Source organism: Parasphingorhabdus sp. (assembly GCF_039982395.1).
GTDB lineage: Bacteria > Pseudomonadota > Alphaproteobacteria > Sphingomonadales > Sphingomonadaceae > Parasphingorhabdus.
The window spans coordinates 242,790-269,684 of the sequence record NZ_JBDWYO010000006.1 but is presented as its reverse complement, the minus strand read 5'-3'; the positions used below and the strand labels follow the sequence as shown (position 1 = coordinate 269,684).

At 53.1% G+C, this 26,895-nt stretch carries 20 protein-coding genes and 1 riboswitch; of the genes, 16 read left to right on the top strand and 4 right to left on the bottom strand.

The genetic code is table 11. The features are described 5' to 3' along the window. Positions 1-31 precede the first annotated feature (31 nt). The 9 genes from scpA (at position 32) to rnr (ending at position 12,957) form a co-directional block, all read left to right on the top strand. Entirely contained in the window at positions 32-2,167 is a 2,136-nt protein-coding gene (gene scpA / locus ABJV08_RS11415; RefSeq protein ID WP_348036793.1) for a methylmalonyl-CoA mutase, read from the top strand. Beyond that, positions 2,164-3,189: a biotin synthase BioB gene (bioB, locus tag ABJV08_RS11410; protein WP_348036795.1), complete on the top strand. Its 1,026-nt coding sequence runs from the start codon at positions 2,164-2,166 to the stop codon at positions 3,187-3,189. The genes scpA and bioB overlap by 4 nt, the downstream gene beginning before the upstream one ends. A 20-nt stretch (positions 3,190-3,209) precedes the next feature. Then, the gene (locus tag ABJV08_RS11405; protein ID WP_348036797.1) at positions 3,210-3,563 is read left to right on the top strand and encodes a lysozyme inhibitor LprI family protein; all 354 of its coding nucleotides are present in this window, start codon (positions 3,210-3,212) and stop codon (positions 3,561-3,563) included. Further along, positions 3,563-5,533, top strand: a complete 1,971-nt coding sequence (locus ABJV08_RS11400; RefSeq protein ID WP_348036799.1) for an acetyl/propionyl/methylcrotonyl-CoA carboxylase subunit alpha — start codon at positions 3,563-3,565, stop codon at positions 5,531-5,533. The genes ABJV08_RS11405 and ABJV08_RS11400 overlap by 1 nt, the downstream gene beginning before the upstream one ends. A 25-nt stretch (positions 5,534-5,558) precedes the next feature. Continuing rightward, positions 5,559-7,196 carry an MFS transporter gene (locus tag ABJV08_RS11395; protein WP_348036801.1) on the top strand — a complete coding sequence of 546 codons (1,638 nt, stop codon included), beginning with the start codon at positions 5,559-5,561 and terminating at the stop codon, positions 7,194-7,196. Positions 7,197-7,215: 19 nt separating this feature from the next. Then, the gene (alr, locus tag ABJV08_RS11390; RefSeq protein WP_348036803.1) at positions 7,216-8,271 is read left to right on the top strand and encodes an alanine racemase; all 1,056 of its coding nucleotides are present in this window, start codon (positions 7,216-7,218) and stop codon (positions 8,269-8,271) included. A 181-nt stretch (positions 8,272-8,452) separates the two neighbouring features. Beyond that, positions 8,453-9,076 carry a polyhydroxyalkanoate synthesis repressor PhaR gene (gene phaR / locus ABJV08_RS11385; RefSeq protein WP_348036805.1) on the top strand — a complete coding sequence of 208 codons (624 nt, stop codon included), beginning with the start codon at positions 8,453-8,455 and terminating at the stop codon, positions 9,074-9,076. Between the two features lie 33 nt (positions 9,077-9,109). Next, a complete protein-coding gene (proS, locus tag ABJV08_RS11380) occupies positions 9,110-10,645 on the top strand; it encodes a proline--tRNA ligase (protein ID WP_348036807.1) in 1,536 nt (511 codons plus the stop codon). Next, a complete protein-coding gene (rnr, locus tag ABJV08_RS11375; RefSeq protein ID WP_348036809.1) occupies positions 10,645-12,957 on the top strand; it encodes a ribonuclease R in 2,313 nt (770 codons plus the stop codon). The genes proS and rnr overlap by 1 nt, the downstream gene beginning before the upstream one ends. 25 nt (positions 12,958-12,982) lie before the next feature. On the opposite strand, the gene ABJV08_RS11370 is transcribed toward rnr, so the two are convergent. Further along, positions 12,983-13,438 (bottom strand): universal stress protein, encoded by a 456-nt coding sequence (locus ABJV08_RS11370; protein ID WP_348036811.1) that lies wholly within the window; start codon positions 13,436-13,438, stop codon positions 12,983-12,985. A gap of 136 nt (positions 13,439-13,574) precedes the next feature. Between ABJV08_RS11370 and ABJV08_RS11365 the strand changes: the two genes are divergently transcribed. From ABJV08_RS11365 to ABJV08_RS11350, 4 genes are all read left to right on the top strand, one after another. Next, a complete protein-coding gene (locus ABJV08_RS11365) occupies positions 13,575-14,870 on the top strand; it encodes a pyruvate dehydrogenase complex dihydrolipoamide acetyltransferase (protein WP_348036813.1) in 1,296 nt (431 codons plus the stop codon). A gap of 76 nt (positions 14,871-14,946) precedes the next feature. Then, entirely contained in the window at positions 14,947-16,344 is a 1,398-nt protein-coding gene (gene lpdA / locus ABJV08_RS11360; RefSeq protein ID WP_348036816.1) for a dihydrolipoyl dehydrogenase, read from the top strand. A gap of 225 nt (positions 16,345-16,569) precedes the next feature. Then, positions 16,570-17,484: an aminotransferase class IV gene (locus ABJV08_RS11355; RefSeq protein WP_348036818.1), complete on the top strand. Its 915-nt coding sequence runs from the start codon at positions 16,570-16,572 to the stop codon at positions 17,482-17,484. Next, positions 17,474-18,211 carry a sulfotransferase gene (locus ABJV08_RS11350; protein WP_348036820.1) on the top strand — a complete coding sequence of 246 codons (738 nt, stop codon included), beginning with the start codon at positions 17,474-17,476 and terminating at the stop codon, positions 18,209-18,211. Before ABJV08_RS11355 ends, ABJV08_RS11350 begins: the two co-directional genes overlap by 11 nt. Positions 18,212-18,216: 5 nt before the next feature. Here the strand turns inward: ABJV08_RS11350 and ABJV08_RS11345 are convergent, their stop codons facing one another. Both ABJV08_RS11345 and ABJV08_RS11340 read right to left on the bottom strand, forming a co-directional pair. Continuing rightward, complete coding sequence (locus ABJV08_RS11345) at positions 18,217-18,762, bottom strand: hypothetical protein (protein ID WP_348036822.1); 546 nt, start codon at positions 18,760-18,762, stop codon at positions 18,217-18,219. Between the two features lie 29 nt (positions 18,763-18,791). Continuing rightward, the gene (locus ABJV08_RS11340) at positions 18,792-20,684 is read right to left on the bottom strand and encodes a TonB-dependent receptor (protein ID WP_348036824.1); all 1,893 of its coding nucleotides are present in this window, start codon (positions 20,682-20,684) and stop codon (positions 18,792-18,794) included. A gap of 78 nt (positions 20,685-20,762) precedes the next feature. Next, positions 20,763-20,972: riboswitch (cobalamin riboswitch) on the bottom strand. Positions 20,973-21,188: 216 nt separating this feature from the next. Here ABJV08_RS11340 and ABJV08_RS11335 point away from each other — a divergent pair. After that, positions 21,189-21,536, top strand: a complete 348-nt coding sequence (locus ABJV08_RS11335) for a hypothetical protein (protein WP_348036825.1) — start codon at positions 21,189-21,191, stop codon at positions 21,534-21,536. Between the two features lie 29 nt (positions 21,537-21,565). Here the strand turns inward: ABJV08_RS11335 and ABJV08_RS11330 are convergent, their stop codons facing one another. Continuing rightward, positions 21,566-23,131, bottom strand: coding sequence for a ShlB/FhaC/HecB family hemolysin secretion/activation protein (locus ABJV08_RS11330; protein WP_348036826.1), 1,566 nt, complete (start codon positions 23,129-23,131; stop codon positions 21,566-21,568). A gap of 252 nt (positions 23,132-23,383) precedes the next feature. Between ABJV08_RS11330 and ABJV08_RS11325 the strand changes: the two genes are divergently transcribed. Next, positions 23,384-24,424, top strand: a complete 1,041-nt coding sequence (locus tag ABJV08_RS11325; protein WP_348422306.1) for a FecR family protein — start codon at positions 23,384-23,386, stop codon at positions 24,422-24,424. A 121-nt stretch (positions 24,425-24,545) separates the two neighbouring features. Continuing rightward, entirely contained in the window at positions 24,546-26,870 is a 2,325-nt protein-coding gene (locus ABJV08_RS11320) for an EAL domain-containing protein (RefSeq protein WP_348039592.1), read from the top strand. Positions 26,871-26,895 lie beyond the last annotated feature (25 nt).

The window sequence follows — 26,895 nt, the reverse complement described above, 5'->3', positions numbered from 1 at the left end:
GCGCTTTGACACGACGAATTTTGGGACTGATATGACTGAGAAACCGACAGTAAATGATTGGCAAGAGCTGGCCAATAAGGAAGTCAAAGGCCGTGACCTGACATGGGAAACGCCCGAAGGCATTGCCGTAAAACCGCTATATACTGCTGATGACGCAGGCGATCCGGGGCTGCCCGGCTTTGGTCCGTTCACCCGTGGCGTCAAGGCGTCTATGTATGCCGGTCGGCCCTGGACGATCCGACAATATGCGGGTTTCTCTACTGCTGAAGAATCCAATGCTTTTTATCGTCGAAATCTCGCGGCGGGGCAAAAAGGCCTTTCGGTAGCCTTCGATCTGGCGACGCACCGCGGCTATGACAGCGATCACCCCCGAGTGGTTGGCGATGTCGGCAAGGCTGGCGTGGCGATCGACAGCGTCGAGGATATGAAAATCCTGTTTGACCAGATCCCGCTCGACGAAATGTCGGTGTCGATGACGATGAACGGCGCAGTGATCCCGTGTCTGGCCTTTTATATCGTTGCGGCGGAAGAGCAGGGCGTTGCTCAGGAAAAGCTTGCTGGAACCATTCAGAATGACATTTTGAAGGAGTTCATGGTCCGGAACACCTATATCTATCCGCCAGCGCCTTCCATGCGGATCATTTCCGATATTATCGGCTATACTTCCGAGCATATGCCGAAGTTCAACAGCATCTCGATCTCCGGCTATCATATGCACGAAGCCGGCGCGACGGCCGTGCAGGAACTGGCCTTCACCATTGCCGATGGCAGGGAATATGCCAAGCAAGCCATGGAAACTGGCCTGGATATTGACGCTTTTGCAGGACGTTTGAGCTTTTTCTTCGGAATAGGTATGAACTTCTTCATGGAAGTTGCCAAGTTGCGGGCTGCTCGGACGTTGTGGCACCGGGTGATGACCGACCTCGGCGCGCAATCCGAACGTTCCAAAATGCTGCGCACCCATTGCCAGACGTCTGGCGTGTCGCTGACAGAGCAGGATCCCTACAATAATGTGATCCGGACCACGATTGAAGCCATGGCCGCCACTTTGGGCGGCACACAATCGCTGCACACCAATGCGCTAGACGAAGCCATTGCACTGCCAACCGACTTTTCCGCCCGTATCGCGCGGAACACACAGATCGTGCTGCAGGAAGAGGCTGGCATAACCAAGGTCGTCGATCCCCTAGGTGGTAGCTATTATGTCGAAGCGCTGACCGATGAACTGGTCGAGAAAGCATGGGAGATAATCGAACGGGTTGGTTCCGAAGGCGGCATGGCGAAAGCGGTTGCCGATGGCTGGCCCAAAGCGATGATCGAAGAAGCCGCCGCCGGTCGTCAGGCCGCAGTGGACAAGGGCGATGCGGTCATTGTCGGTGTGAACAAATATCGTCTTGAAGAAGAAGCGGCGATGGAAACACTGGATATCGACAATGCGATGGTGCGTGACGGTCAGATCCGGCGGCTCGAGAAGATGCGTGCAGATCGTGACGAAGCAGCCTGTCAGAGGGCGCTTGCGGCGCTTACCGAGGGTGCGAAATCAGGCGGCAATGTGCTGGCCTTGGCGGTTGATGCGGCGCGCGAACGGGCGTCGCTTGGCGAGATTTCAGACGCCATGGAGAAAGTTTTCGGACGTTATGAGACCCGTCCAACCCCGGTAAAGGGCATTTACGGCGCGGCCTATGCCGGTGATCCGAAATATGCTCTTGTCGTTGACGGTGTGGATGCAGTGTCGCAGCGTCTTGGTCGCAAGCCCAAGATCCTCGTCGCAAAAATGGGGCAGGACGGTCATGACCGCGGCGCCAATGTCGTGTCCAGCGCCTTTACCGATATGGGTTTTGATGTGATATCCGGGCCGTTGTTCCAGACTCCGGCTGAAACCCGTGATCTGGCTCTGTCGGAAAATGTCGATGCAGTTGGCGCCTCTAGCCTGGCTGCAGGACATAAGACATTAATTCCTGAATTGATCGACCTTTTGAAAGAGGCTGGCCGGGGCGATATCAAGATTTTTGCCGGCGGCGTTATCCCGGCGAAGGATTATGAATTCCTGCGCAAAAGCGGTGTTGTCGGAATCTATGGACCGGGCAGCAATATTGTGGAATGTGCCGCCGACATATTGAGATTGCTGGGGCATAATATGCCGCCCGAAGAGGAAGCCGCCGAATGAACGTTGAATTGCCAAGTGAAATGACTGAAGTAAGACAAGACTGGACCCGCGAAGAAATCGCGGCGCTGTTCGATTTGCCGTTTGACGATCTGGTGTTTCAGGCCGCTACAGTCCACCGCGCCAACCATAAAGCTGGCGAGGTGCAGCTTTCGACCCTGCTCTCCATCAAAACCGGTGGCTGCCCGGAAGATTGCGGCTATTGCAACCAGTCTGCCGGCGCGAAGTCGGGCTTGAAGGCGGAGAAGTTGCTTGACGTCCGCACCGTGTTGCAGACGGCCGCACAAGCCAAAGATCGCGGTTCATCACGCTTTTGCATGGGCGCAGCATGGCGCAACCCCAAAGACCGGGACATGCCGGCGATTATCGAAATGGTCCAGGGCGTCCGGCAAATGGGCATGGAAACCTGCATGACCTTGGGCATGTTGTCCGAGAAACAGTCCAAAATGCTCGCCGATGCGGGTCTGGACTATTATAACCACAATATCGACACCTCGCCGGAACATTATGAGAAGGTCATCACGACCCGCACCTTCGAAGACCGGCTGGAAACCTTGGAAAATGTCCGCAACAGCGGCATCAATGTCTGCTCCGGCGGCATTGTCGGTATGGGCGAGACCCGGGAAGACCGGGTCGGCTTTGTCCATGCCTTGGCGACCTTGCCGAAACATCCGGAAAGCGTACCGGTCAATGCACTTGTCCCGGTCAAGGGCACGGTGCTCGGAGACATGCTCGCCGACACACCATTGGCGAAGATCGACGATATCGAATTTGTTCGCACGATCGCGGTGGCACGGATCACCATGCCCGCATCGATGGTCCGGCTATCCGCTGGCCGCGAGAGCATGAGCGAAAGCACGCAGGCTTTGTGTTTCCTCGCTGGCGCCAACAGCATTTTCACCGGCGACAAATTGCTGACCACCGGGAATGCGGGTGATGATGCCGATGAGGAGATGTTTGCAAAGCTAGGGCTTGTCCCGATGGAAGCCGAGCAGCGGGATGATGTGTTGGAGGCCGCTGAGTGATTTTGCTGCCAATATTGTTGATGATGCAACCACAATTGGATTGCGAAGATCCAGTGACGCAATTGGACATGAACATCTGTTCTAGGCAGGAATTTGAAGTGGCCGACAAAGCTCTGAACGAACAATGGAGCAAAGTTGCGGCCCATAAAAAATCTAACGATGAATCCGCTCTGAAAAACGGAGTCAAAGGCGGCTATTTCGAAATCCTGTTGAAATCACAACGGGCCTGGATTGCCTTTAAAGACAGACATTGCGACGCCGTAGCCGACGCATATCGCGGCGGTTCTATTCGCCCCCTAATTTACAATGATTGCAGAACGAACCTTACGAAACAAAGAACCGATCAACTTCAGAAAATGATTGAGCCAAATTAATGTTCAAAAAAATCCTCATCGCCAACCGTGGCGAAATCGCTTGTCGGGTCATCCGCACCGCCCAGAAAATGGGTATCAAGACGGTTGCTGTCTATTCCGATGCTGATGCGCGCAGCCCCCATGTCAAAATGGCGGATGAAGCGGTGCACATCGGTCCTTCACCGGCGGCGGAATCCTATCTAATCGCGGACAAGATCATCGCGGCGTGCAAAGAAACCGGCGCTGAAGCGGTCCATCCGGGCTATGGCTTCCTCTCGGAGCGAACCAGCTTTCCAGAGCAACTGGCAGAGCATGGCGTCGCCTTCATCGGACCACCGCCAAACGCGATTGCGGCGATGGGCGACAAGATCGAGTCCAAGAAACTTGCCGAAAAGGCAGGAGTCAGCGTGGTTCCGGGCCATATCGGCGAAATTGACGACACCGAACATGCGGTAAAGATTTCCGGCGAGATCGGTTATCCGGTGATGATGAAGGCCAGCGCCGGCGGCGGCGGCAAGGGTATGCGGCTTGCCTGGAATGAAAATGATGTCCGCGAAGGCTTTGAAGCGACCAAGCGCGAAGGCCTTGCCAGCTTTGGCGATGACCGCGTGTTTATCGAGAAATTCATCGAACAGCCGCGCCATATCGAGATTCAGGTGCTTGGCGACAAGCATGGTAATGTAATCTATCTGGGCGAACGCGAATGTTCGATCCAACGGCGCCACCAGAAGGTTGTCGAAGAAGCACCATCGCCTTTTGTCGACCCAGAAATGCGCAAGAAGATGGGCGAGCAAGCGGTCGCTCTGTCTCAGGCAGTGGACTATCACAGCGCCGGTACGGTCGAACTGATCGTCGGAGCGGACAAAAGCTTCTATTTCCTAGAAATGAACACCCGTCTGCAGGTTGAACATCCGGTCACCGAATATATCACCGGCCTCGATCTTGTAGAACAGATGATCCGCGTTGCTTATGGCGAGAAACTTCCCCTCACGCAGGATGAAGTGACTCTCACGGGCTGGGCGGTGGAAAACCGGGTTTACGCGGAAGACCCTTATCGCGGTTTTCTGCCGTCGACGGGGCGTTTGGTAAAATACCGGCCACCAGAAGCCGAAGAGGGCATCCGCGTGGACGATGGCGTCGCCGAGGGCGGCGAAGTTTCTATCTTCTACGATCCGATGATTGCCAAGCTGATCACCTATGGCGAAACCCGCATCGAAGCCATTGACCGTCAGATTGACGCACTCAATCGCTTTGAACTGCAAGGCCCCGGACATAATATCGACTTCCTTTCCGCTCTGATGCAGCACGAACGGTTTCGCGAAGGCAATATAACCACCAACTTTATCGCCGAAGAATATCCGGACGGATTTCAGGGCGCTCCGGCTGCTGACGCATTGCTCAGCAATTTCGCGGCCGTTGGTGCGTTCGCCGCGACTGCCCACGCAGACCGGGCACGTCGCGTCGACAACCAACTCGGAAAACGACTGGATCCGCCATCGGAATGGCAGGTCAAAATTGGTGACAAAATCATGGCCGTATCTGTATCCGAAGAGGAAATTACGGTCGATGGCGCTCAGGTCGATTTGTCTGCTGAATATACGCCGGGCGACAGTCTGATCCTGGCTGAAGTGGCTGGCAAGCCGCTATCGGTCAAAATTGAAAAAACCGCGGACGGGTTCGCGTTGAACAGCCATGGCGCCACTCACAAAGCCCGCATATTGCCGGCTCATGTCGCGGAACATGCCGTTCATATGATCGAGAAGATTCCACCCGATCTATCCAAATATCTACTTTGCCCTATGCCTGGCCTGTTGGTCGCTCTGCACGTAGGCGAAGGGGACACAGTTGTTGAAGGACAACCGCTGGCGGTTGTGGAGGCCATGAAAATGGAAAATATTCTCCGCGCCGAGAAAAATGGTGTGGTGAAATCGGTCGAGGCTGCGCAAGGCGATAGCCTTGCTGTCGATGCAGTAATTCTCGAACTAGAATAGAAGATCGCCTTGGGGAGGGCATATTATGGCCAGTGAAGCCGCAATTGCAGGACAACGGGAACCGACGCAGAAGGAAATCCGTCTGGTCATAGGGGCGTCGTCGGCTGGCACCATCTTCGAATGGTATGATTTCTTCATTTACGGGACCCTCTTCTACATCATCGGGCCAACGTTTTTCCCAAGCGGAAATCCAACACTTGAAATTTTGATGGTATGGGCAACCTTCGCCATCGGGTTCGGTTTTCGACCTGTTGGCGCCATTCTCTTTGGTTTTCTGGGCGACAAGCTGGGCCGGAAATATACATTTCTTGTCACTGTGACCTTGATGGGCATTGCCACAGCGGGCGTCGGTTTTATTCCGAGCGCCGAAACGATTGGATTGGCAGCGCCCCTGATTGTTATATTCCTTCGAATATTGCAGGGCCTAGCCCTCGGCGGCGAATATGGCGGCGCAGCCATATATGTCGCGGAACATGCTCCCACCGAGAAGCGCGGATATTATACCAGCTACATCCAGGCGAGCGTTGCCGGCGGATTTGTCCTGTCGATCGGGGTTATATTGGCCTGCCGTTTCCTGATTCCGGAACAGGCGTTTAACGATTGGGGCTGGCGGATACCCTTCCTGCTGTCCATCATCCTTCTAGCTATCTCGCTTTGGATGCGGTTGAAACTCAATGAAAGCCCTGTCTTTCAAGCAATGAAAGCCGCGGGCGAAACCGCCGGCAATCCCTTTGTCGAGAGCTTTACCTATCCGGGTAACAAGAAGCGTATCTTTGTAGCTCTGTTCGGGATTACCGGCGTGTTGACGACCATCTGGTACACTGCCTTTTTCTCGGGAATGTCCTTCCTCCGCGGGCCGATGAACATGGAAGCGGGAACCGTGGACATCATATTATTTGTGTCCGGTTTGATAGCGATGGCATTCTATCTCATGGTCGGAAAATGGTCGGATAGAGTCGGGCGCAAGAAACCCATCATCGTAGGCGCGCTGCTTACCTTGCTCTTGTTGTTTCCGGCCTTTTGGGGATTGGGACAACTCGCCAATCCCGGCTTGACGGAAGCAGCCAAGGCAAACCCTGTGCGGGTAGAGGGCAGTGCCTGCAGCACGGATCCCTTTGCCGAATTGTTTAGTCGCGAGCAGAGCGATTGCGGTAAAATTCTGGAAACTTTGACCTCGGCGGGTGTTGAATACACGCTGACGGATGCCAGTGCATTAAGCCTCAGCGCGGGTGGCAATGCGATCACCATAAATCCCGAATGGTTCAGAGATGGCGCGGCCCGCAGTAGCGGTATTAAATCGTCGTTGGCAGAATATGGTTTTGATTTTGCCAAACAGCAGCCGAGCATGATTAGCCTATTGGGTATCGTTGCGATTTTGCTGGTTCTCGGCGGGTTGAGCGCCTTGACCTATGGTTCGGTTGCAGCGCTTTTGTCGGAGATGTTCCCGGCCAAAATCCGCTACAGTTCAATGTCGATACCTTATCATATCGGGGCGGGTTATCTGGGCGGTTTCTTGCCTTTGATAGCGGGATATATTGTTGCGCGATCCGGCGATATTTACGCTGGTCTCTGGTATACTTGGGTTGTCGTTGCCTTTGGGGTTATCGTGGCGTGGTGGGGCATTCCCAGCGATCCAGAAGCGGCTCTCGACGAACAGTCGTAAAAATTCTATCGATCTGTCCATGGATGACAGAAATCAGATTATACCCGCGACGGCGAAGGTAAAACTCGATGCAAATGCGTTGGTTGCCAATTGGCGCAACCTGGATCGCTTGTCCGGTAATGCGCAAGCCGGAGCTGCGGTCAAAGCCAATGCCTATGGACTAGGCGTTAGAGACGTGGTCCAAAAACTGGTTGTTGCTGGATGCAGAGACTTTTTTGTCGCCAACTGGCAAGAAGCCTTAGAAATTGAAGATTTGACCGCTGGTGTAGCGGCTGTGTCGGTGCTCAACGGCGTTCGCGAGCAAGACATGCTCTTTGCACTCCAGTCTGCGGCAAAGCCCGTGATCAATAGCCTGGAGCAGCTTGGGCGCTGGAAGCCATCTGGCAAGACCTGTGATGTCATGATCAACAGCGGTATGAACCGGCTGGGGATTAATCGCGACGATCTGGATGCCGAATTGTTCACTGGCATGTCAATTGACCTGGCAATGAGTCATCTTGCCTCAGCCGATGAAGATGTGGTCCAGAACGAAGATCAATTGGCTTGCTACAAAGCAGCGCTGGAAACCGTGCCCAGTCAGCGCAACAGTCTGGCGAACAGTGCAGGCATCGCGCTTGGCAGTGCATATCATTTCGACGTTACCCGACCCGGCCTGTCGCTTTATGGCGGTGTTCAACGTCCAGAACTGAAAGCGCTGATACAACAGGTCGCCATACCACAGGCGGAAATTCTTCAAGTCCGCTCTCTGCAACCCGGAGACAAGGTCGGATATAATGCGCAATATGTTGCAGACCATGCGCATGACATAGCCACCTTGGCTATGGGCTATGCAGACGGTTATTTGCGCGGCTTTTCCAACAGCGGCGTCTTTACATATCAAGGTGCCCGGCTGCCCGTGCTAGGTCGCGTTTCGATGGACTTGATCGCGATTGATCTTTCGCATGCACCCGCGCTGAAAGAGGAGGACTGGGTGGATTGCGAATATGATCTTCAGACGGCATCTGCACAATCCTCTCTTTCGCAATATGAATTGATCACCGGCCTGGGCAATCGGCTCCCCCGTGAATGGACATAATTCCGCATTAAATATCCCATTTGACGCACTTGCACAAAATAAAAATGCTGCACAAAAATGCTGCATTACGAGAGAAGTTGCGGCAATGCACAAATAGGTTTAGTGCTAGTGCAACATTTGGATATGTGATGGACAGGGGCTTTTGACGACCATCTGCATATCTAGCATATTGGGAGCAAATATGGCCAAGTCGAAAAAGAAGATTCAAGATGGTCCGATTGTCATAAAAAAATATGCCAATCGGCGTCTTTATAATACCCAGACATCCAGCTATATCACGCTTGATTTTCTGGCCGAGATGACCCGCAATGACGAGGATTTTATCGTTGTCGATGCGAAGTCGGGTGACGACATAACGCACAATGTTTTGACTCAGATCATCGTCGACGAGGAAAGCAACGGCAAACATATGCTGCCGGTGAATTTCTTACGACAGCTGATCTCGATGTATGGCAACAGCATGCAGTCCTTGATGCCTTCCTATCTGGAAGCATCGATGGATAATTTTCGGAAAAACCAGAAACAGTTTCAAGAAGCTGTTGAAGGCGCACTGAACAAGAATCCGTTGGGCCAGATGGCGGTCAAAAATCAAAAACAGTTTCAGGAAACTGTCGAGAATGCTTTGAAGGCGAGCCCGCTTGCTGGTGTATTTGAAAAGGCTTTGAGCCTTGGCCAAAATGATCAGAATGAGGCTGATGACGCTGATGAGGACGAAGAAGAACTATCCGAAAAAGATGTCGAGATCATGGAGCTGAAAAAGCAATTGGCCGATATTCAATCCAAAATTGACCGGCTCGACGATTGATAGCCGGAACATCATAATCCGCAGGAAAAACCAGTGAAGAAAAATGCACTTTCAATCACCCGTGAAGATGATTTCTCGGGATGGTATCAGCAAGTTGTCACGGAAGCTGATATGGCCGAGGAATCCGGAGTCCGGGGCAGCATGATCATGCGGCCATGGGGCTATGGAATTTGGGAACGTGTGCAATTTTTGATGGATCAGCGAATCAAGGCTGCCGGCCATGAAAATTGCTATTTCCCGTTGTTCATTCCCCTCAGCTATTTTGAGAAAGAAGCGGAACATGTGGACGGCTTTGCCAAAGAAATGGCGGTTGTCACGCATCACCGGTTGAAAAAAGGTCCCGATGGCGGACTGGTCGTAGATCCCGATGCAAAACTTGAAGAGCCGCTTGTCGTGCGGCCGACGTCCGAGACCGTGATCGGCACAGCCTTTGCCCGCTGGGTACAAAGCTGGCGCGATCTTCCGGTGATGATCAACCAGTGGGCCAATGTGGTGCGCTGGGAAATGCGGACCAGAATGTTCCTGCGGACCACCGAGTTTCTTTGGCAGGAAGGGCACACCGCCCACGCCACAAAGGCAGAAGCGATGGAAGAGACGCTCGACATTCTCGAACTCTATCGCAGTTTTTCGGAAGATGTTCTCGCAATGCCGGTTGTCGCTGGCGAGAAGCCGGAGAATGAACGCTTTCCGGGTGCGGATGCGACCTATTCGATCGAAGCGATGATGCAGGATGGCAAGGCGCTACAAGCTGGCACCAGCCACTTCCTCGGCCAAACGTTCAGCAAAGCCCAGAATATCCGCTATCAGGACAAGGATGGCGAATTTCAATTTGCCTATACGACCAGCTGGGGCACATCGACCCGGATGATCGGCGGAATCATCATGACCCATGGTGATGATGACGGTATGCGCGTTCCCCCGCTGATCGCACCCTATCAGGTGGTGATTGTGCCGATGTTGCGCGACAAACCGGAAGACGAAGCTGTCCTGGACTATTGCAAGGCTCTGGCGAAGGATGTCGCGAAGCTCAGAGCCTTTGACGAACCGGTGCGCGTGAAGCTTGATATTAGCGGCGCCAAGACACAGGTGAAGCGCTGGTCATGGATCAAGAAGGGCGCGCCGATCGTGCTTGAAATTGGTCCACGGGATATGGCCGAAGGCAAAGTTGCCATGGTCCGCCGGGATGATCTCTACCAGGAGAATGGAAAGCTCAACACCAAATTTCTGACCAAAGACGAGTTTATTCCGGAAATTCCGGGATTGCTGGCCGATATCCAGACAAAACTGCACGCCGAGGCCGATACGCGCCTGCAGGCCAATATCACACGTGGTTTTACAGAATGGTCGGACGTTGAGCGTTTCTACAAAGAGAATAAGAAATATCCGGGATGGCTGGAAGTGCAATGGTGCAAGGCGACGGGTGATGAACTCGAAGCCATTGAAGAGCGTCTCAAGAAGCTCAAACTGACCTTCCGAAATGTGCCTGTTAACGCAACCGCTGTGGTTGGCGTGTGCATCTTCACCGGCAAGCCAGCGGAGGAGCGGATCATCATCGGCAAAGCTTATTGATGGCAGGCCGCAGAAAGCCTCACAAACCAAAGCAGGTTCCGACTCGCAAACAGATCATGGATCTCATTGAGCGGTCCGATCAACAAGTCGGCAAGCGAGAGATAGCCAAGGCTTTCGGATTGCGAGGGTCTGACAAAATTGCGCTCAAAGCGTTGCTCAAGGACATGGCGGATGAAGGTTTGATCGATAGCACACCGGGGCGCGCTTTCCATAAAATGGGTGGCGTTCCGAAAGTGACCGTGCTCAAAATTGTTGAAATTGACGGCAATGAAGCAATTGGCATACCCGAACGCTGGGAAGCCGAAAGCGCTCCTGCTCCAAAGATCAGAATAAAGGAAAAAGGCCGGCGTGCCGCTTTGGCGATCGGCGACCGTATTCTGGCGCGCACCGAAGAACGCGGGCAGGGCTATATTGCCTTTCTGATGAAGAAGCTCGCCCAGAGCAGCGAAATGCTGATGGGCGTGGTGGAGAAAGACGAACGCGACCGCTATTGGTTGAAACCCGTCGATCGCAAAATCCGCCGCAGCACCGCCATCATTGATTTGGGTGAAGCCGAGCCAGGCAATCTTGTGCTCGCCGAGCCGGTCAAACGTGGGTCCGAGATAAAAGCGCGGGTGAAGGATATATTGGGCGACCCGTTTGCCCCCAAATCATTCAGCCTGATCGCTATCCACAAGTTTGAAATACCGCTGCACTTCCCGGATGCTGTCACCAGTGAAGCCGAGCGGGCTACCAAGCTGCCATTGTCAAAAGAACAGCGTGAAGATCTGCGCCAGGTTCCCATCGTCGCTATTGATCCGGCCGATGCGCGTGATCATGATGATGCAATCTGGGCCGAGCCAGACGACAATCCTGACAACAAGGGCGGTTTCAAGGCGATTGTCGCCATAGCTGACGTGTCCTTCTACGTCCGTCCGGGCAGCAAGCTCGACAAAGAAGCCTATAAACGCGGCAACAGCGTCTATTTCCCGGACAGGGTTGTTCCGATGCTTCCGGAAGCGCTGTCGACCGATGTCTGCTCGCTTAAGCAGGATGTGGAACGCGCAGCCTTGGCCTGTCACCTGACAATCGATGCCAAGGGGCAAGTGACCAAGACCCGGTTCACCCGCGCCATCGTAAAATTGGCCGGCAACATTGCCTATGAAGACGCACAGGCGGCAATTGATGGCAAGCTTGATCATCCGTTGAAGGCGTCGGTTCTGGAGCCGCTCTGGGCTTGCTGGAAGTTGCTCGCGAAAGCACGTGACCAGCGGGAACCGCTCAATCTTGACCTTCCCGAAAAACGCGTCGTTCTAGACGACCAGGGCCGTATCAAAGAAATTGCCATTCGCGAACGACTGGATGCACATCGGGTCGTCGAAGATTTTATGATTTGCGCCAATGTCGCTGCGGCAAAAATGCTGGAATCCAAGAAATCACCGGTAATTTATCGCACCCATGAAATGCCATCACGCGAAAAATTGATCGCGCTGAAAGACTATCTCAAAACCTTCGATATCAGTTTTGCCATGGGGCAGGTGATAAAGCCTTCGGTGTTCAACAATCTGATCGCCCAGATCGATGATGAATTGATGTTGCCGCTGGTCATGGAACAAATTTTGCGAAGCCAGACACAGGCCTATTATGGTCACACCAATTTGGGTCATTTCGGTCTGTCGCTGGGCAGCTATGCCCATTTCACCAGTCCGATACGGCGCTATGCCGATCTGATCGTGCACCGTGCTCTGGTAAGCGCCTGCAAGCTGGAGCAGCCGGCTCCGGATAATAGCGAGATACCCGAGCTTTCCGGTTTGAGCAAAGAGGAGGGCGCCCGGCTGGAACTGATCTCGGAAAAAATTTCCAAGCTGGAACGCCGCGCGATGAAAGCGGAATGGGAAACCGTTGACCGCTATATTTCTGCCCATTTGGCGGACCGTATCGGCGAAGTTGTCAAATGCCGGATCACCGGTGTCCAGAATTTTGGTTTCTTCGCAACGGTCGAGGAACTGGGTGGCGACGGCCTTGTGCCGGTGCGGACATTGGGCGCGGAACGTTTTGACTATGATGAGTCAAAGCAGCAGCTGACCGGCATGGACAGCGGCACCAGCTACAATATCGGCCAGAAGATCGAACTGCGTCTTGTCGAGGCCAATGCCGCAACCGGAAGCCTGCTCTTTGAATTGGCCGAAGGCGCCAATCATATGGGAAGCCGTCCCGCGCCCTATCGCCGCGGCAAGGGCAAACCCCATCGCAAAGGCAAAGACGGTCGTCCACCAAATATTCGCGGTGGCAAAAGCAAAAACAAGGGCAAGACTAAAGTCCGCCGGAAGTAATATCCGATAATGTGCCGACTGATCCTTAGCTTAACCGATCAATTTCTTCTTTGGACAAGGATCCCGGGACCACCATTACCGGGCAGGGCAGAGTGCCGGCTTCGGTTGCAGCAAAGTGACTGACCATCGGGCCGGGCGCGCCGCTCGCTGCTGCGCCAAGCACAAGGGCGGCTAGTCCGTCCACTTCATCCATCACCTTCCGGACAACTTTATTTCCTTTGCCCTGCCTGACGGTAATGGATGGGCGGATGCCGGTTTCGTCGAACAAAGTTCCCGCGGCACTGGACACCAAAGCTTCAGCACGGTTTTTCGATTCTTCTTCAAGCGTGGCCTGAACGCCGCCCCAAGCAACGAATCCTTCGCTTTCCACCAGCGCCAGAATGTGCAGAGCGCTGTTTGTTTTCATCGCTCGTCGGGAAGCAAAGCGCAATGCTACGCTCGCCTCATCCGTCTCGTCAATCACCACCAGATACGTGCGCATGAACCCTCCTAGCCCCGTTATAGATGCTTGTTGCGATAAAATTGCCTACAAGGCAAGCAACTGCCCTTGACGATATTGTCGCAATGTTGGACAGCTTGAGCAGATAATAGGACTATATCAGGAAAGATCACCGGCTATGCCCATCAACCTTCAAATGCCAGCGCTCTCCCCCACGATGGAGGAAGGGACGCTTTCTAAATGGCTGGTGAAGGAGGGTGACAGCGTATCCTCTGGCGATTTGTTGGCAGAGATTGAAACCGACAAGGCCACAATGGAATTCGAAGCGATTGACGAAGGCATCATTGCCAAAATCGTTGTTGCCGAGGGCACTGACAATGTGAAGGTCGGTGACGTCATCGCAATTATCGCCGAAGAAGGCGAAGATGTAGGCGATGCTGGAGCCGCTCCTACCCCCAAGGCAAAACAAGCAGCGGAACCGATCGCCCCGAAAGAGCCGGTAGCTGAGACGCCAGCGCCAAAAGCGCCCTCGGCACCTAAAAGCAACCCGGCGTCTAACGATGGCCGCTTGAAAGCCAGTCCGCTTGCGCGGCGTCTGGCGGAGCAAAAGGGCGTTGATCTGGCCACGGTTGCCGGTTCGGGCCCTGGCGGACGGATTGTAAAAGCGGATATTGATGGAGCGGAAGGCGGAACTGCACCGGTAAAAAGCGAAGCAGCTGCCCCGGCCCCCGTCGCAGCGCCAACAGCAGCCCCAGCGGCAAAACCTGCATCCGGCGATTTCGACATCCCGCACAGCACGGAAAAACTCTCGGGCATGCGCAAGACCATTGCGCGCCGCCTGACCGAAGCCAAGCAGACAATTCCGCATATCTATCTCACCGTGGATATCCAGCTCGACAAGCTGCTCAAGCTGCGGGGCGAGCTCAACAAGACGCTGGAACCGCGCGGAATCAAGCTGTCGGTCAATGATCTGCTGATCAAAGCGCTCGCCGTCTCCTTGATGCAAGTGCCAAAGTGCAATGTCTCGATCGAAGGCGACCAGTTGAAGACGTTTGAACGCGCCGATATCTCGGTGGCTGTCAGCATCGAGGGCGGTTTGATCACTCCGATTGTCACTGGAGCAGACACGAAAGCGCTGAGTGCTATCTCGACCGAGATGAAAGACCTTGCCGAGCGCGCCAAGGCCGGCAAGCTCAAGATGCACGAATATCAGGGTGGCACCGCCAGCATTTCCAACATGGGCATGTTCGGGATCAAGAATTTCGATGCAGTGATCAACCCGCCGCAAGCCATGATCATGGCCATTGGCGCAGGGCAGAAACGCCCGCATGTCATCGATGACAGCCTGCAAATCGCCACGATCATGAGCGCAACCGGTAGCTTCGATCACCGTGCGATTGACGGAGCCGACGGCGCACAATTGATGAAGGTATTTAAAGAGCTTTGCGAGAACCCGCTGGGGATGCTGGCTTAAGATAACCGAAGGCTTTCGACTATTTCCCTCTGCGACCTCTCTTCCACGGTGAGAGGATGAAAAACAAAGGATTACAATGTCTAAATCATATGACCTCATCGTTCTCGGTTCCGGCCCCGGCGGCTATGTTGCGGCCATCCGCGCCTCGCAACTGGGGTTAAAAACCGCGATTGTGGAACGCGAGAATCTGGGCGGCATCTGCCTCAACTGGGGTTGTATCCCGACCAAGGCTTTGCTGCGCTCGGCAGAGGTTTTTCACAATATGAAAAATGCAGCCGACTATGGTCTGGCCGCAGAGAATATTACCGCGGATATTGATGCGGTGGTCAAACGTTCGCGCGGCGTAGCGAAACAGCTTAATCAGGGCGTCACCGGCCTGATGAAGAAGAACAAGATTGACGTCATCATGGGTGACGGCACGATTACCGCGCCGGGCAAAATTGCGGTAAAAACCGAAAAGGGTGATGAAGAGCTGGAAGCAAAAGACATCATCATTGCCACCGGTGCGCGTGCCCGCGATCTTCCTTTTGCCAAGGCCGACGGCAAACGCATCTGGACCTATCGCACCGCCATGACACCTCCGGAAATGCCGACCAAATTGCTGGTCATCGGATCCGGAGCGATCGGCATTGAGTTTGCCAGCTTTTACAATGACATGGGCGCCGATGTAACGGTCGTCGAAATGCTCGACCGGATCGTGCCGGTGGAAGACGAGGAAATCTCGAAATTCCTTGAAAAGTCGCTGAAGAAGCAGGGCATGACGATCATGACCAAGGCTGGCATCAAGGCGATTGATGCAGGGGACAAAGGCGTCAAAGCAGAGATTGAAGACAGCAAAGGCAACAAGGAAACCCTTGATTTCAGCCATGTGATCGTCGCCGTTGGCATCCAGCCTAATATCGAGACCATTGGTCTAGACCAGCTCGGTGTGCAACCCGATGACCGATATCATATTAAAACGGACGAATATTGCCGGACCAATATTGAAGGGATTTATGCGATTGGAGACTGCACCGCTGGCCCATGGCTCGCCCATAAAGCCAGCCACGAAGGCGTCATCGCGGCGGAAACCATCGCCGGCGGCCATCCTCACACGATGGATGTGAACAATATCCCGGGCTGTACCTATTGCCATCCGCAGATCGCCAGTGTCGGCCTGACCGAAGCCAAAGCGAAAGAAGCGGGCCATGACGTCAAGGTCGGTAAATTCCCGTTTATCGGCAATGGCAAGGCGATTGCACTGGGCGAGACAGAGGGGTTCATCAAGACCGTGTTTGACGCCAAGACGGGAGAATTACTGGGCGCACATATGATTGGCGCAGAAGTAACCGAACTGATTCAGGGCTATACCATCGGCAAAAGTCTGGAAACCACGGAAGAAGACCTGATGAACACTGTCTTCCCTCATCCAACACTTAGCGAGATGATGCATGAAAGTGTTCTGGATGCTTATGGTCGTGTTTTGCATATGTGAACCGCTTTTCCATTAGGCGGAGAATATCCAATTCTGCGTCGATAATTTAGCTTTCCTACCCAGTCTGAATTCGGTTAGTTTGTAGCTTATGAATAGCAACATTCCAGGGTCATTTACGGCGCATTTTCGAGTGATCGGAACGGGATCATATTTCGTTTCTTTTGACCCTGTAAAGTTTGTAAAATTCGTCTCTATTTTTCATGATAAATCAAAAGGTTAGATTCTATGGCTAAGGGCACGCATGACTTCACTGCAGATCCCCGCAACGAAATGATTTTGATCAACGTCAACGGCGTGATGACACCGCGCGCCGAAGCGACTGTTTCGGTTTTTGATAGCGGGTTCATGCTGGGTGACGGGGTCTGGGAAGGATTGCGGGTACATAAGGGCAAAATAGCCTTTCTTGACGCTCATCTGGATCGCTTGTTTGAAGGCTCGAAAGCCATTGCAATGGATATTGGCATATCCCGGGAAACGCTGGTCGAGCGGCTTTATGAGTCGATCAATGGCAATGGAATGGCCGATCAGGACGGCGTGCATATCCGTTTGATGGTGACCCGTGGTATTCGTTCAACGCCTTATCAGGACCCGCGCGTGGTCATTTCTCCGGCAACCATTGTTATCATTCCGGAATATAAAGACGCGTTACCGACTACGGTCGAGAACGGCATCCGGCTTTTCACGGTTCATGTCCGTCGTGGAGATCCTGCTGTCCAGGATCAGAAGCTGAATTCGCACAGTAAGCTCAACTGCATCACCGCCTGTATACAGGCTACGCAGGCCGGCGCCGATGAAGCACTGATGCTCGACCCCCAAGGCTTTGTCGCGACCTGCAACAGTACCCACTTCTTCATCGTCCGCAAAGGCGAGGTCTGGACCTCCAGCGGCGATTATTGTCTGGGCGGCATTACCCGGGCCAATATCATCCGGATTTGCCGGGAGAATGAAATTCCCGTCTATGAGAAGAATTTCTCCCTGACCGACGTCTATGGTGCTGACGAAGCCTTTGTTACCGGTACCTTTGCCGGAGTCGTGCCGGCTACGGAGGTCGATGGCCGGATATTGACGAAGGGCAGGGGCCCGATGGTGGAACGGCTGCAGGGGCTGTATAAGGCTATGATTGAACGTGATGTCGTCTGAACCGATCCGCATCGCCATGTGGTCGGGGCCACGCAATATCTCGACTGCTATGATGCGCAGCTTTGGCGGGCGCAGCGATTGTGCGGTTAGTGACGAACCTTTCTACGGCGCTTATTTGCAAGCCACTGGCCAGCGCCAGCCCATGGCCGACGAAATTATCGCGGCAATGGACTGCGACTGGCAATCCGTGTCCTGTGCAATGACCGACACGATCCCGGATGGGCAATCTATCTGGTATCAGAAACATATGCCGCATCATATGGTGGCAGATGTCTCAATCGCCGATTTTCCCGACCATCGTCATGCTTTCCTGATTCGCGACCCGGATCGGGTGGTGGCGAGCTATGCCGCCAAACGAGTGGAAGTCGCGGCCGAGGACCTCGGCTATGTGCGGCAGCTGGAATATGTGGACTGGGTCGCCCAAAAGACCGGTGAAACGCCGGCTGTTCTGGACAGCGCCGATATATTACGCGATCCGGAAGCCCATTTGCGGGCCTTGTGTATCGCGTTAGATATCCCTTGGGATTCTGGAATGCTGAAGTGGGATATCGGAACACGGGAAACCGATGGCATCTGGGCCTCGCACTGGTATGGCCGTGTCATCGAGACAACCGGCTTTGGTGGGTCGGAAAGCCCGATTGCTCCGCTAAACGAGCAACAAAAAAGCATCGCGGATCAATGCCGCGATGCCTATTTGAAACTCTCCGAATTGCGGATCAGATTATAGGCTGATCAGCCTTGCAGGGGCGTTTGATTTGCAATGCGGCTGAACAATGTGCCGTCCAAAACCATGTAGAGAATACCAAGGCCGGCGAACCACAATATGTCATTCTGGGCGACCAACCAGACGATGGCTGGCGCGAAATTCTCAACGCCACCAAGGACAAAGGCCGCGCCTAGCAGAAGCGCCTCATAGGCGACAAATGCTGCAGCAAATGTGAGAAGCAGCGTTAGCAAGCCACGGTCGGAACGCATGTTCAAGACCGTCTTTGCCACGAACAAGGTGGCCATGGCCGTCGCCCCAATGGCCAGTCCGTGACCAAAGCTATTGGCAGTCTGCGGGTAACCGAGAATAAGATAACCAACCAATTGATTGGCAAACCAGACGCCGCCCATCCAAGCAGCCGCTTTGCGAAAGGATAAGGTCGCCGCAAGCAAAGTAGCGATCGCAGCAAAAGGAAACATGCAGGCCAATGCAAGGCTGCCAAGAACCGAAGAAGTCGCCAATACGCCGGCCCAGACATTCTGGACCTGTGATGAAGGTTGAAGGAGTTGCATGTCGTCATATTCCCTTTTGCTATTGGATTTTAGAAACGAGCCCGCGCGCCAACATATGCCGAACGGCCCGGAGAACCAAAATCACTGGCGGTTTCATAGGTGACATCAAACAGATTGTCGATACGCCCAAACAGCTCAAAATTGTCAGTCAGCGGCATATCGGCACGCAGGCCCGATAGAATATAACCATCGAGCCGGCGGTTGTTGGCAAGATCGTCAAAACTGTCGCCGACCATCTGCATATCAGCGCTCAGATTCAGACCAAATCCTGTCTGGTAACTGGCGTTGATATAGAGGCTGCTCGCTGGTCGTCGTGCCAGTTCATTGCCGAAATTGGCGCCGGTCGAACGGTTTTGCGTGTCGAGCAAGGTATAGTTGGCATCGATCCGGAATTGCTCAACCGGCGTGATTGACAATATTGCCTCAACACCGGTGGTGCGGTTGCGCTCGATATTCAGCGTCGTGCCAAAGGGGCGACCGCCGTTACTGCAAACCGCAGGCGCGGGATCCGGCGCAACGGGGCAAGCAGCAAAGGCTATCTGGTTGCGCGTGTCTCGTTGGAAAAGGGCTAGAGAAATTTGTACAGCATTGTCGATCAATGGCTGATCAATAGCAATTTCATAGGTTTTGGCCGTTTCCGGAAGCAAGTCCGGTGTTCCGAAGCCAAAAGGCCGATCATCAAGATCGATTAGGGAAGGGGCCCTGAAGCCTTCGGCATAGCTCGCACGAATCGTTGGGCCATTCTCACCGATCCGATAGGCAATATTTCCGGCGAGGCTAGTGTTACCGCCAAAGTCATCATGCTCATCATGCCGGACGCCGCCTGTCATCGTCAGCCCTTCGACGGGTTGGAAAATCGCCTGGAAAAAGAGAGAGTCTATGCCGGTAGAGTCGGTTACCCCGGCATTTTCATATCGGCTATTCTCCAATTCTGTTCCGAATATCAGACGCAATTGATCCACCACGGCAAAATCGCCACGATATTCAAACCGCTCCGACCGTCCTCTCGGCAGAGAGGTGAAGAAAGGACTGATGATGTCACGATTGATATCGGAAAGACTATAAGCAAAGCGATTTTGAAACCGTCCGTCAAAAGCCTCAGCCTGGATCGCGGCATTGCCATAAAATTCTTTGGACAGCGAGAACTGGCTGCTGTCAGAACTGAACGGAGGAAAGACTGCGTCATTGTCAACGCGGCTATCGGCATAAAAGCCGCTGGCTTCAAAGCGGATTGTATCGGTAAGATCGACCTGCAATTGTCCCGAAGCGGAATATTGGCGATAGCCATCGCGTTCGGTACCACCTGAAAAGGCGCTGATCCCATCAGTGCGTACATAACCACCGCCGATACTCAGGCCTACCGGACCTAGCTTGCCAGAAGCATTGCTGACCAAGCGTATAGTATCGCGGGCCCCATATTCTCCCTGAGCAAATAGCCGGAGGTCATCGGTTGGACGCTTGGTGATAACGTTGACGACGCCGCCAACCGCTTGGCTGCCCCAGGAAACGCCATTTGCGCCGCGCAAAACTTCCACTCGTTCAATATTACCCGCGACAAGATTGCCAAAATCAAAACTGCCGTCGGGAGTGGAAGGATCATTCACCCGAATTCCATTGATCAGCACCAATGTCTGGTCGCTCTCCGCGCCCCGGATCCGAACCGAGGCTTGGGCTCCCAGTCCGCCACTCCTGGTGACGTTGACGCCGGGCAATTCTTGCAGAATTTCGGCTAGTGAAATGGACTGTTGGTCCAATATATCTTCTTCGGAAACCACGGAAATAGACGTTCCGGTTTCCTCGATATTCTGGGATATGCCAGTGGCTGTGACGATGATTTCGCTATCGTCTGCAGCATGAGCCGGAGCAACGAAGGCATAGGAAGATGACGCCAAAAGCGTGGCCATTAATCGATATTTATACATTGATATTCCCTTTTGTTAACGACTTACATTGCCGTTACGCAGGGGAAATCCCCGTTCACCCGACACACCCCGTCCGGCTGAAGAACGACGATAGCAGGCAGGTCTCCTGACTTGCGGATCGCTGCTGATATGCCGCCTTCCCAGATCCTAAAACCCAGTGGCATTTGGCATATCGGCTAGCCGCTTACAGTTGCGGGGGCAGTATCGGACTTGAATGGATAAATCCCATTTCTCACCGATTTCCCTTTGAATTCTCGACTAAGAGAAACCCGATATCTGGGCTTCCATTCGTCGAAAATGGATTGGGTTGCAACCCCCAATATCCATTGGCCGCGAGTCTCTAGAAACTTACAGCGACTGCTGCCCCATCCTTTCCCAAAAAATTGGGAATATCTCTCCGTGGGCCGGAAACATGCGATAATATACACTTAAGCAATGTGGAATCTGCTTCTCTAGACTCAGATAATGATGCTATGAGAAACCTTCATTGGAGGAATGATAGTCATGATCGGATTTCTAAGTATTGCCCTGTTTAGCGCGGCATCACTGGCGTCAATCGCAGATGCTGAAACCTCACGTGTTTCCTATTCCAACTGTTTGGTCGATTTCACAATAGCCCAACTGGACCAGAAGACGGGCACAAGTGCGTTCCGAAAAGCTGCGCAATCAACTTGCACGGCGGAGCGTGACGCGATGATTGCTTCGATCAAGAAGGATGAGATGGAATTTGGGAGTTCAGAGGCAGAGGCGTCGAGCTATGCCGCTGAAGAAGCTGATGGCGTGCTCTTTGCTTACACCGACAGCTATGCCGGATATGCAAGTTCCAACACGCGGCCGGTCCAAGAAGAATAAGCGGGGCGGATGCTTCCAAAAAGCTTGCGCTAGAACCGTATCCCAACTTGTGCGTTGATTTTTGGAGATTTATCTCCGCTTTCGAAGCGATCGTCTGTCAGCGGAGTGGCGGCTTCGATCCCGAAATCGATTTTTCCAAGCTGGGCACGGATGCCGCCGCCTGCGGATGCCAATGTACCATCTCCGAACCCGGTACCGATATTGAAAACATAACCGCCGTCAACAAATCCATAGAGTTGGAACCAGTCTAGCCAATTGGTCATGTCTTTAAATTCTTTGCGAAGTTCAGCAAGACCCAAGACGCCTTCATCCCCGAACCTCTCGCTGAAATCATATCCTCGGCCAAAATATGGGCCGCCAATGGCAATCTCGTTGGCTGCCAGAAGTGGTCGTGAAGCAATCTGTCCGTTTCCAGCAAGGCGCATCCCAAAACCATCACCCATATTCAAAATGGCGTTCACCCAAATATTGGCTTTGGTAAACTCACCGCTACCGTTGAAACGGGAGTTAAGTGGATCTCCATTCCGGTTCGCGCCGAGGATTCCGAGGCCTTGGGTCACCCCGATGCCGCCATAAATACGGCCAAAGCCAATATTATAGTTTCCGGAAAAATTCAGATTGGCTGTAACGATCTCGTCCTTTTGGAACAGAAAGTTGTTTTCGGACTGTTGAACCTGAAGATAGGCAAGCTCTGCATTCAGCCATAAGTTCAAATCATTGCTTCGCTTGATTGCCAGACTACCAAATGCGGACGCATATCTGCTCCGTCCGGAGAAATCCCGCGCTCTAAGATTGCCGCCGGATTGTGTTCTGCCAGCAGATGCCGAGAAACCGACCACCACATCGCCATCACCAAGAACCGTAGCATATCGCAGACTGACATAAGACAGTTCTTTGGGCTGCGCGACGGTGCTTATCACGTTTGTCGTGAGCACATCGCCATCTGTTAACAGACCGGCGAGATCGAGCTTCAGTCTAGCTCGGATGGGGCCCAGTGTATTGGGGCCATGATTGTCGAGAGCCGCATATCCTCGGGATTTTTTTTCCGTGACCTTTACGACCAGAACACCTCTGCCATTCTCCCTGAGATAGCTGGTGTTGTTCACCCTTATACTAGGCAGATCTCCCGCCAACAATATTTGTCTTTCAACCGTTTCTGCGCGTGCTGCGTTGCATTTTAGTTTGTTCAATATTCTACGCAACCGCCGGTTTTTCGAACCGATTATCCGGATTTCATCAATCGCACCTGGATCCAGTTGGACTTGGACCACCCCGATTTTGACCGATTGCGGCGGCACTTGGGCGCTGGCGAAAATATAGCCTTGATCTCGTGCCGCGTCGGAAATGGCGCTTGCCAATTGTTGCAATGTTTCTCCGTCGGCATTGAGTCCGATGAATGGCTCGTAACTGCTTGCCAGCGGTTCCGGTGGAATTTGTCCATTGGAATTGATGCTGACCGCTCCGACGGTAATATGGGCCGCGGCATCTTGACCATTGACCATTTGTTGGCCGTTCACCGAAACTGCAACATTGTTACTTTGCTGACGGTCATGGCCATCGGCGCCGGCTTCGCGGATTGACTCAAATGGATTCACAGCCTGTTGCGCCATCGCTGGCGCAGCAGAACAGCATATGCCACTCAACAGAATGAGGCGAATGCAATGACGCACTAAAAACTCCGGAATCGAATATGTGACGTTTTGTTTAGCTTCAAATCCTTAGGAAATGCTTAGCACCGCCAGATCTTAACGGAAAATTTAGCCTGCTTCTAAACGCTGTGGTTGGTTTCCTGCCCTATTGGACGGTCATTATTCGGTGATAAGCCGATTTCTAACAGGGTATGGACTATGACTAAAATCGCTAAACTGCTCGCTATTGCGGCGCTGGCCTCTGGAAGTGCGGCTTCTGCCGAGACCCCCAAGTGGAAACTTTCCGAGAGTAGCGGAACCGTTAATGTGCTCCGTGCCGGCGTGTCGAAAATTGCGATCAGCGGTCGGGACCTTCGGGTTGGAGATGTGATTGCAACAGGCAAAAAAAGCCGGGCGGTTTTGGTACGCGGTCAGGAATATGTCGTGATATCGCCAAGCAGTCGGCTTCGCATCACCGCGCCGCAAAAAACCGGTGGGCTCATTCAGTTTTTTGAAGAAATCGGCAATGTCATCTTCCGCATTGATAAGAAATCAACGCCCCACTTCGGTGTCAAAACACCATATCTTGCTGCTGTGGTCAAAGGCACAACCTTTAGCGTGACTGTTTCGGAGACCGGCACAGCGGTTCAGGTGACGGAAGGTGCCGTCCAAGTCTCAACGCTGGATGGCGGAGCGAGCCAATTGCTGTCGCCCGGGATGATCGGCATGGTGACCAACGATCAGCAATTCCGGCTTTCGATAACAGGTGCGGAGACAAAGACGGTCATTTCCCCAAATGCGCCTGCCAAAAGCGCCGGCGATGAAACAGCGAGTCAAAGCAAACTCAAAACGAACGAGGCGACCGCTTCCGAGATTGCCAAAGGAAATTTTGACGGCGTCATCAATGTGGCAGTGTCTGAAACACCTGTGTCTTTGGCCAAATTGACAGGTGGTTTGGTTAAAGGCGGTGTGCCAACCCTTCCAACCACCCAAATCGCTTTCAATGATACCGCGCTTCCTGGCTTTTCGGGCAACGGCAATAGCAATCCAGGTGCAATAGGCATTGGAAATGGCAATCCTGACGGCGGCCTAGGAAGCGGAAACTCGGGCAATGGGAATGGCGTTGGGAATGGCGTTGGGAATGGCGTTGGTAATGGCGGCGGCAATGGAGACGGCGGAGCTGGAACCGGCAACGGCAATGGCGGCGGCAATGGAGACGGCGGAGCTGGAAACGGCAACGGCGGCGGCAACAAGAAGTAACAGCATTTTGAGCTCGCACCTTCATTTTCCGAGGGAGCTTAATCCGCAAGGAATTGTTGCATTAACGCAATATAGAGTGATTTTCTCTAATCTGATCGACGGGTGACCCTCGGAGAGCAAATTGAAGACCGCTTACGCCTTTTTAAACGCGACGATTTTTCGTCATCACTTTACGTCTTGGATGTTTGCGCTATTCGCGAGCCTCACCTTGATTTGGGGGGGTGTTGGCAATGATGTAGAACAGCAACTTGGCAATATGCGGGCCAATATGTTGGAAAAGCCGGCATCCGGTGAACTCGTTATTGTTGAAATTGACGCAAAGTCCTTGCAAGCATTGGACCGCTGGCCATGGCCGCGGAAATATTACGCGCAAGCAATCGACAGTTTGAACGACGCGGGCGTCTCACAAATTGCTTTTGACGTCGACTTCTCATCTCGGTCGGTTCCTGCGCAGGATCAGATTTTTGCGGATGCTATTGCTAGATCGCAGGCCACTGTCGTTCTACCGACGATGCGTCAACGCGCTTCTGGGACACAATCCAAATTTATAGAAAGCCTGCCCATCGAAAAATTGCGAGCAAACGCGTTTTTGGCGTCGGTCAATGTTCATCCCGACCATCGCGGTCAATTGAACCAATATAGTTTTGGAACTACCACCAACGGAATCGCGAGGCCGTCTTTGGCGAGCATGATCGCGGAATCTTCAGGCAGCATCGACAAAAGCTTTGCCATTGACCAGGCCATCGATCCCGCATCTATTCCCCGTCTCAGTTTTGTAGATCTAATAGCCAATGAAGGACGCTCGCTCGATTTACTAGGCAAGAAGGTCTTGATCGGGGCGACAGCGATTGAATTGGGCGATCGATATCCGATAAGCCGTTTTGGGGTGGTTCCGGGAGTGGTCATTCAAGGGATGGCGAGCGAGACTTTGATACAGGGTACAAATCTGCAAAATCTCGGAAAGTTTCCGGCGCTTATATTTTCGGCGATCTTGTTGGCCATTTGTATCGCCAGCAGGAAATTTTCATCTGAGGGGCTGATCGGAATCGCCTTTGCAAATGCAATAATTCTGATGGGCGCATTGTTTCTATCTGAATATCTGCACTGGTTCACCTTCTCGAATTTTCCGGCTTTTTGCCTGCTCGGGGTTTTTATGGCGATGCAGAAATTCATGTCGACAAGCAACGCCCTGAAAACCAGCCAGTTTATAAATACAGTGAGCAAGCTGCCCAATGATGCCGCGTTACTACAAACGTTAACCGGCAAGGAGCTAGTCTATATTGCGACGGCCCGGCTATCAGATTTTCGGGAGCTACGCGCAATTACAAACAAGACCTCCCGCAGAGATCTTTTTCAGAATCTCGCCAATCGCTTAAATTTTCTCGCCCGCGGTGAGCGCATTTACCAGGTCGACACGGACATGGTCGCCTGGACAGTGAAGCGCGAATATATCGATGACATATCGGGGCATTTCGATACTGCTGTTGCGTTGTTACAGTCCCCGATCATGACCGCAGACACGAAGATCAAAATCAATGCGACCTTCGGCATCAGCGCCAGTTCTTTGGATGAAGCCAAGCTCGCATCCGAACAAGCATTTGTGGCGGGCAAAAAATGGGCATGGCATGATGCAGACGTTGATCAAGCTATCGGCGAAAAACATGATCTGCTGATTGAACTTGATCAAGCGATTGAGGTTGGCAATCTGGATGTTGTCTATCAACCAAAATGGGATCTATCATCTAATCGTCTAGGCGGTGCCGAGGCGTTAGTGCGTTGGAGTCACCCTGTTCAAGGGATGATCAGTCCGGAAATATTCATTCCGATGCTGGAACAAGCCGGTCGGATTGATCAGCTTACTTATCATGTGCTCAAACAAGCCCTGAAGGACTTGGCCAGTTGGCAGGAACAACGCCCCGGCTTAACCTGCGCGGTCAATATTTCTGCCCAACTTTTGAGCGACAGTGACTTTGTAGAAAAGGCGATCGCCATCGTTGAACGGTCGAGTGTCTGGAACGCACAGTTGGTTTTTGAGGTCACAGAAACTGCTACTATGGTAGATCCAGAACAGTCCGCATTGGCGCTGCAGCGGATACAAAGCACCGGGATAAGAGTTTCTATTGATGACTATGGAACCGGCCAGTCGACCATGAGCTATTTGCAACGTCTGCCCGTGAGTGAGATCAAGCTGGATCAAAGTTTCATCAAAACACTGGTCACGGACAAGACCAATCAGGTCATGGTGCAATCTACAATAAAAATGGCCCAAAATCTCGGATTCAAGGTTGTTGCTGAAGGCATAGAGGATCAAGCTTGCCTGGACCTGCTCACCAAATATGGATGTGACATCGGGCAGGGCTGGCATATTTCCAAACCGGTCACTTCGGACTTTTTTATCGCGGCCTGGCTGGACCGCGGGATTGAAGAAGCACGGCTTTCAGCATGATGAATATGGCCGGATAGCAACGCAC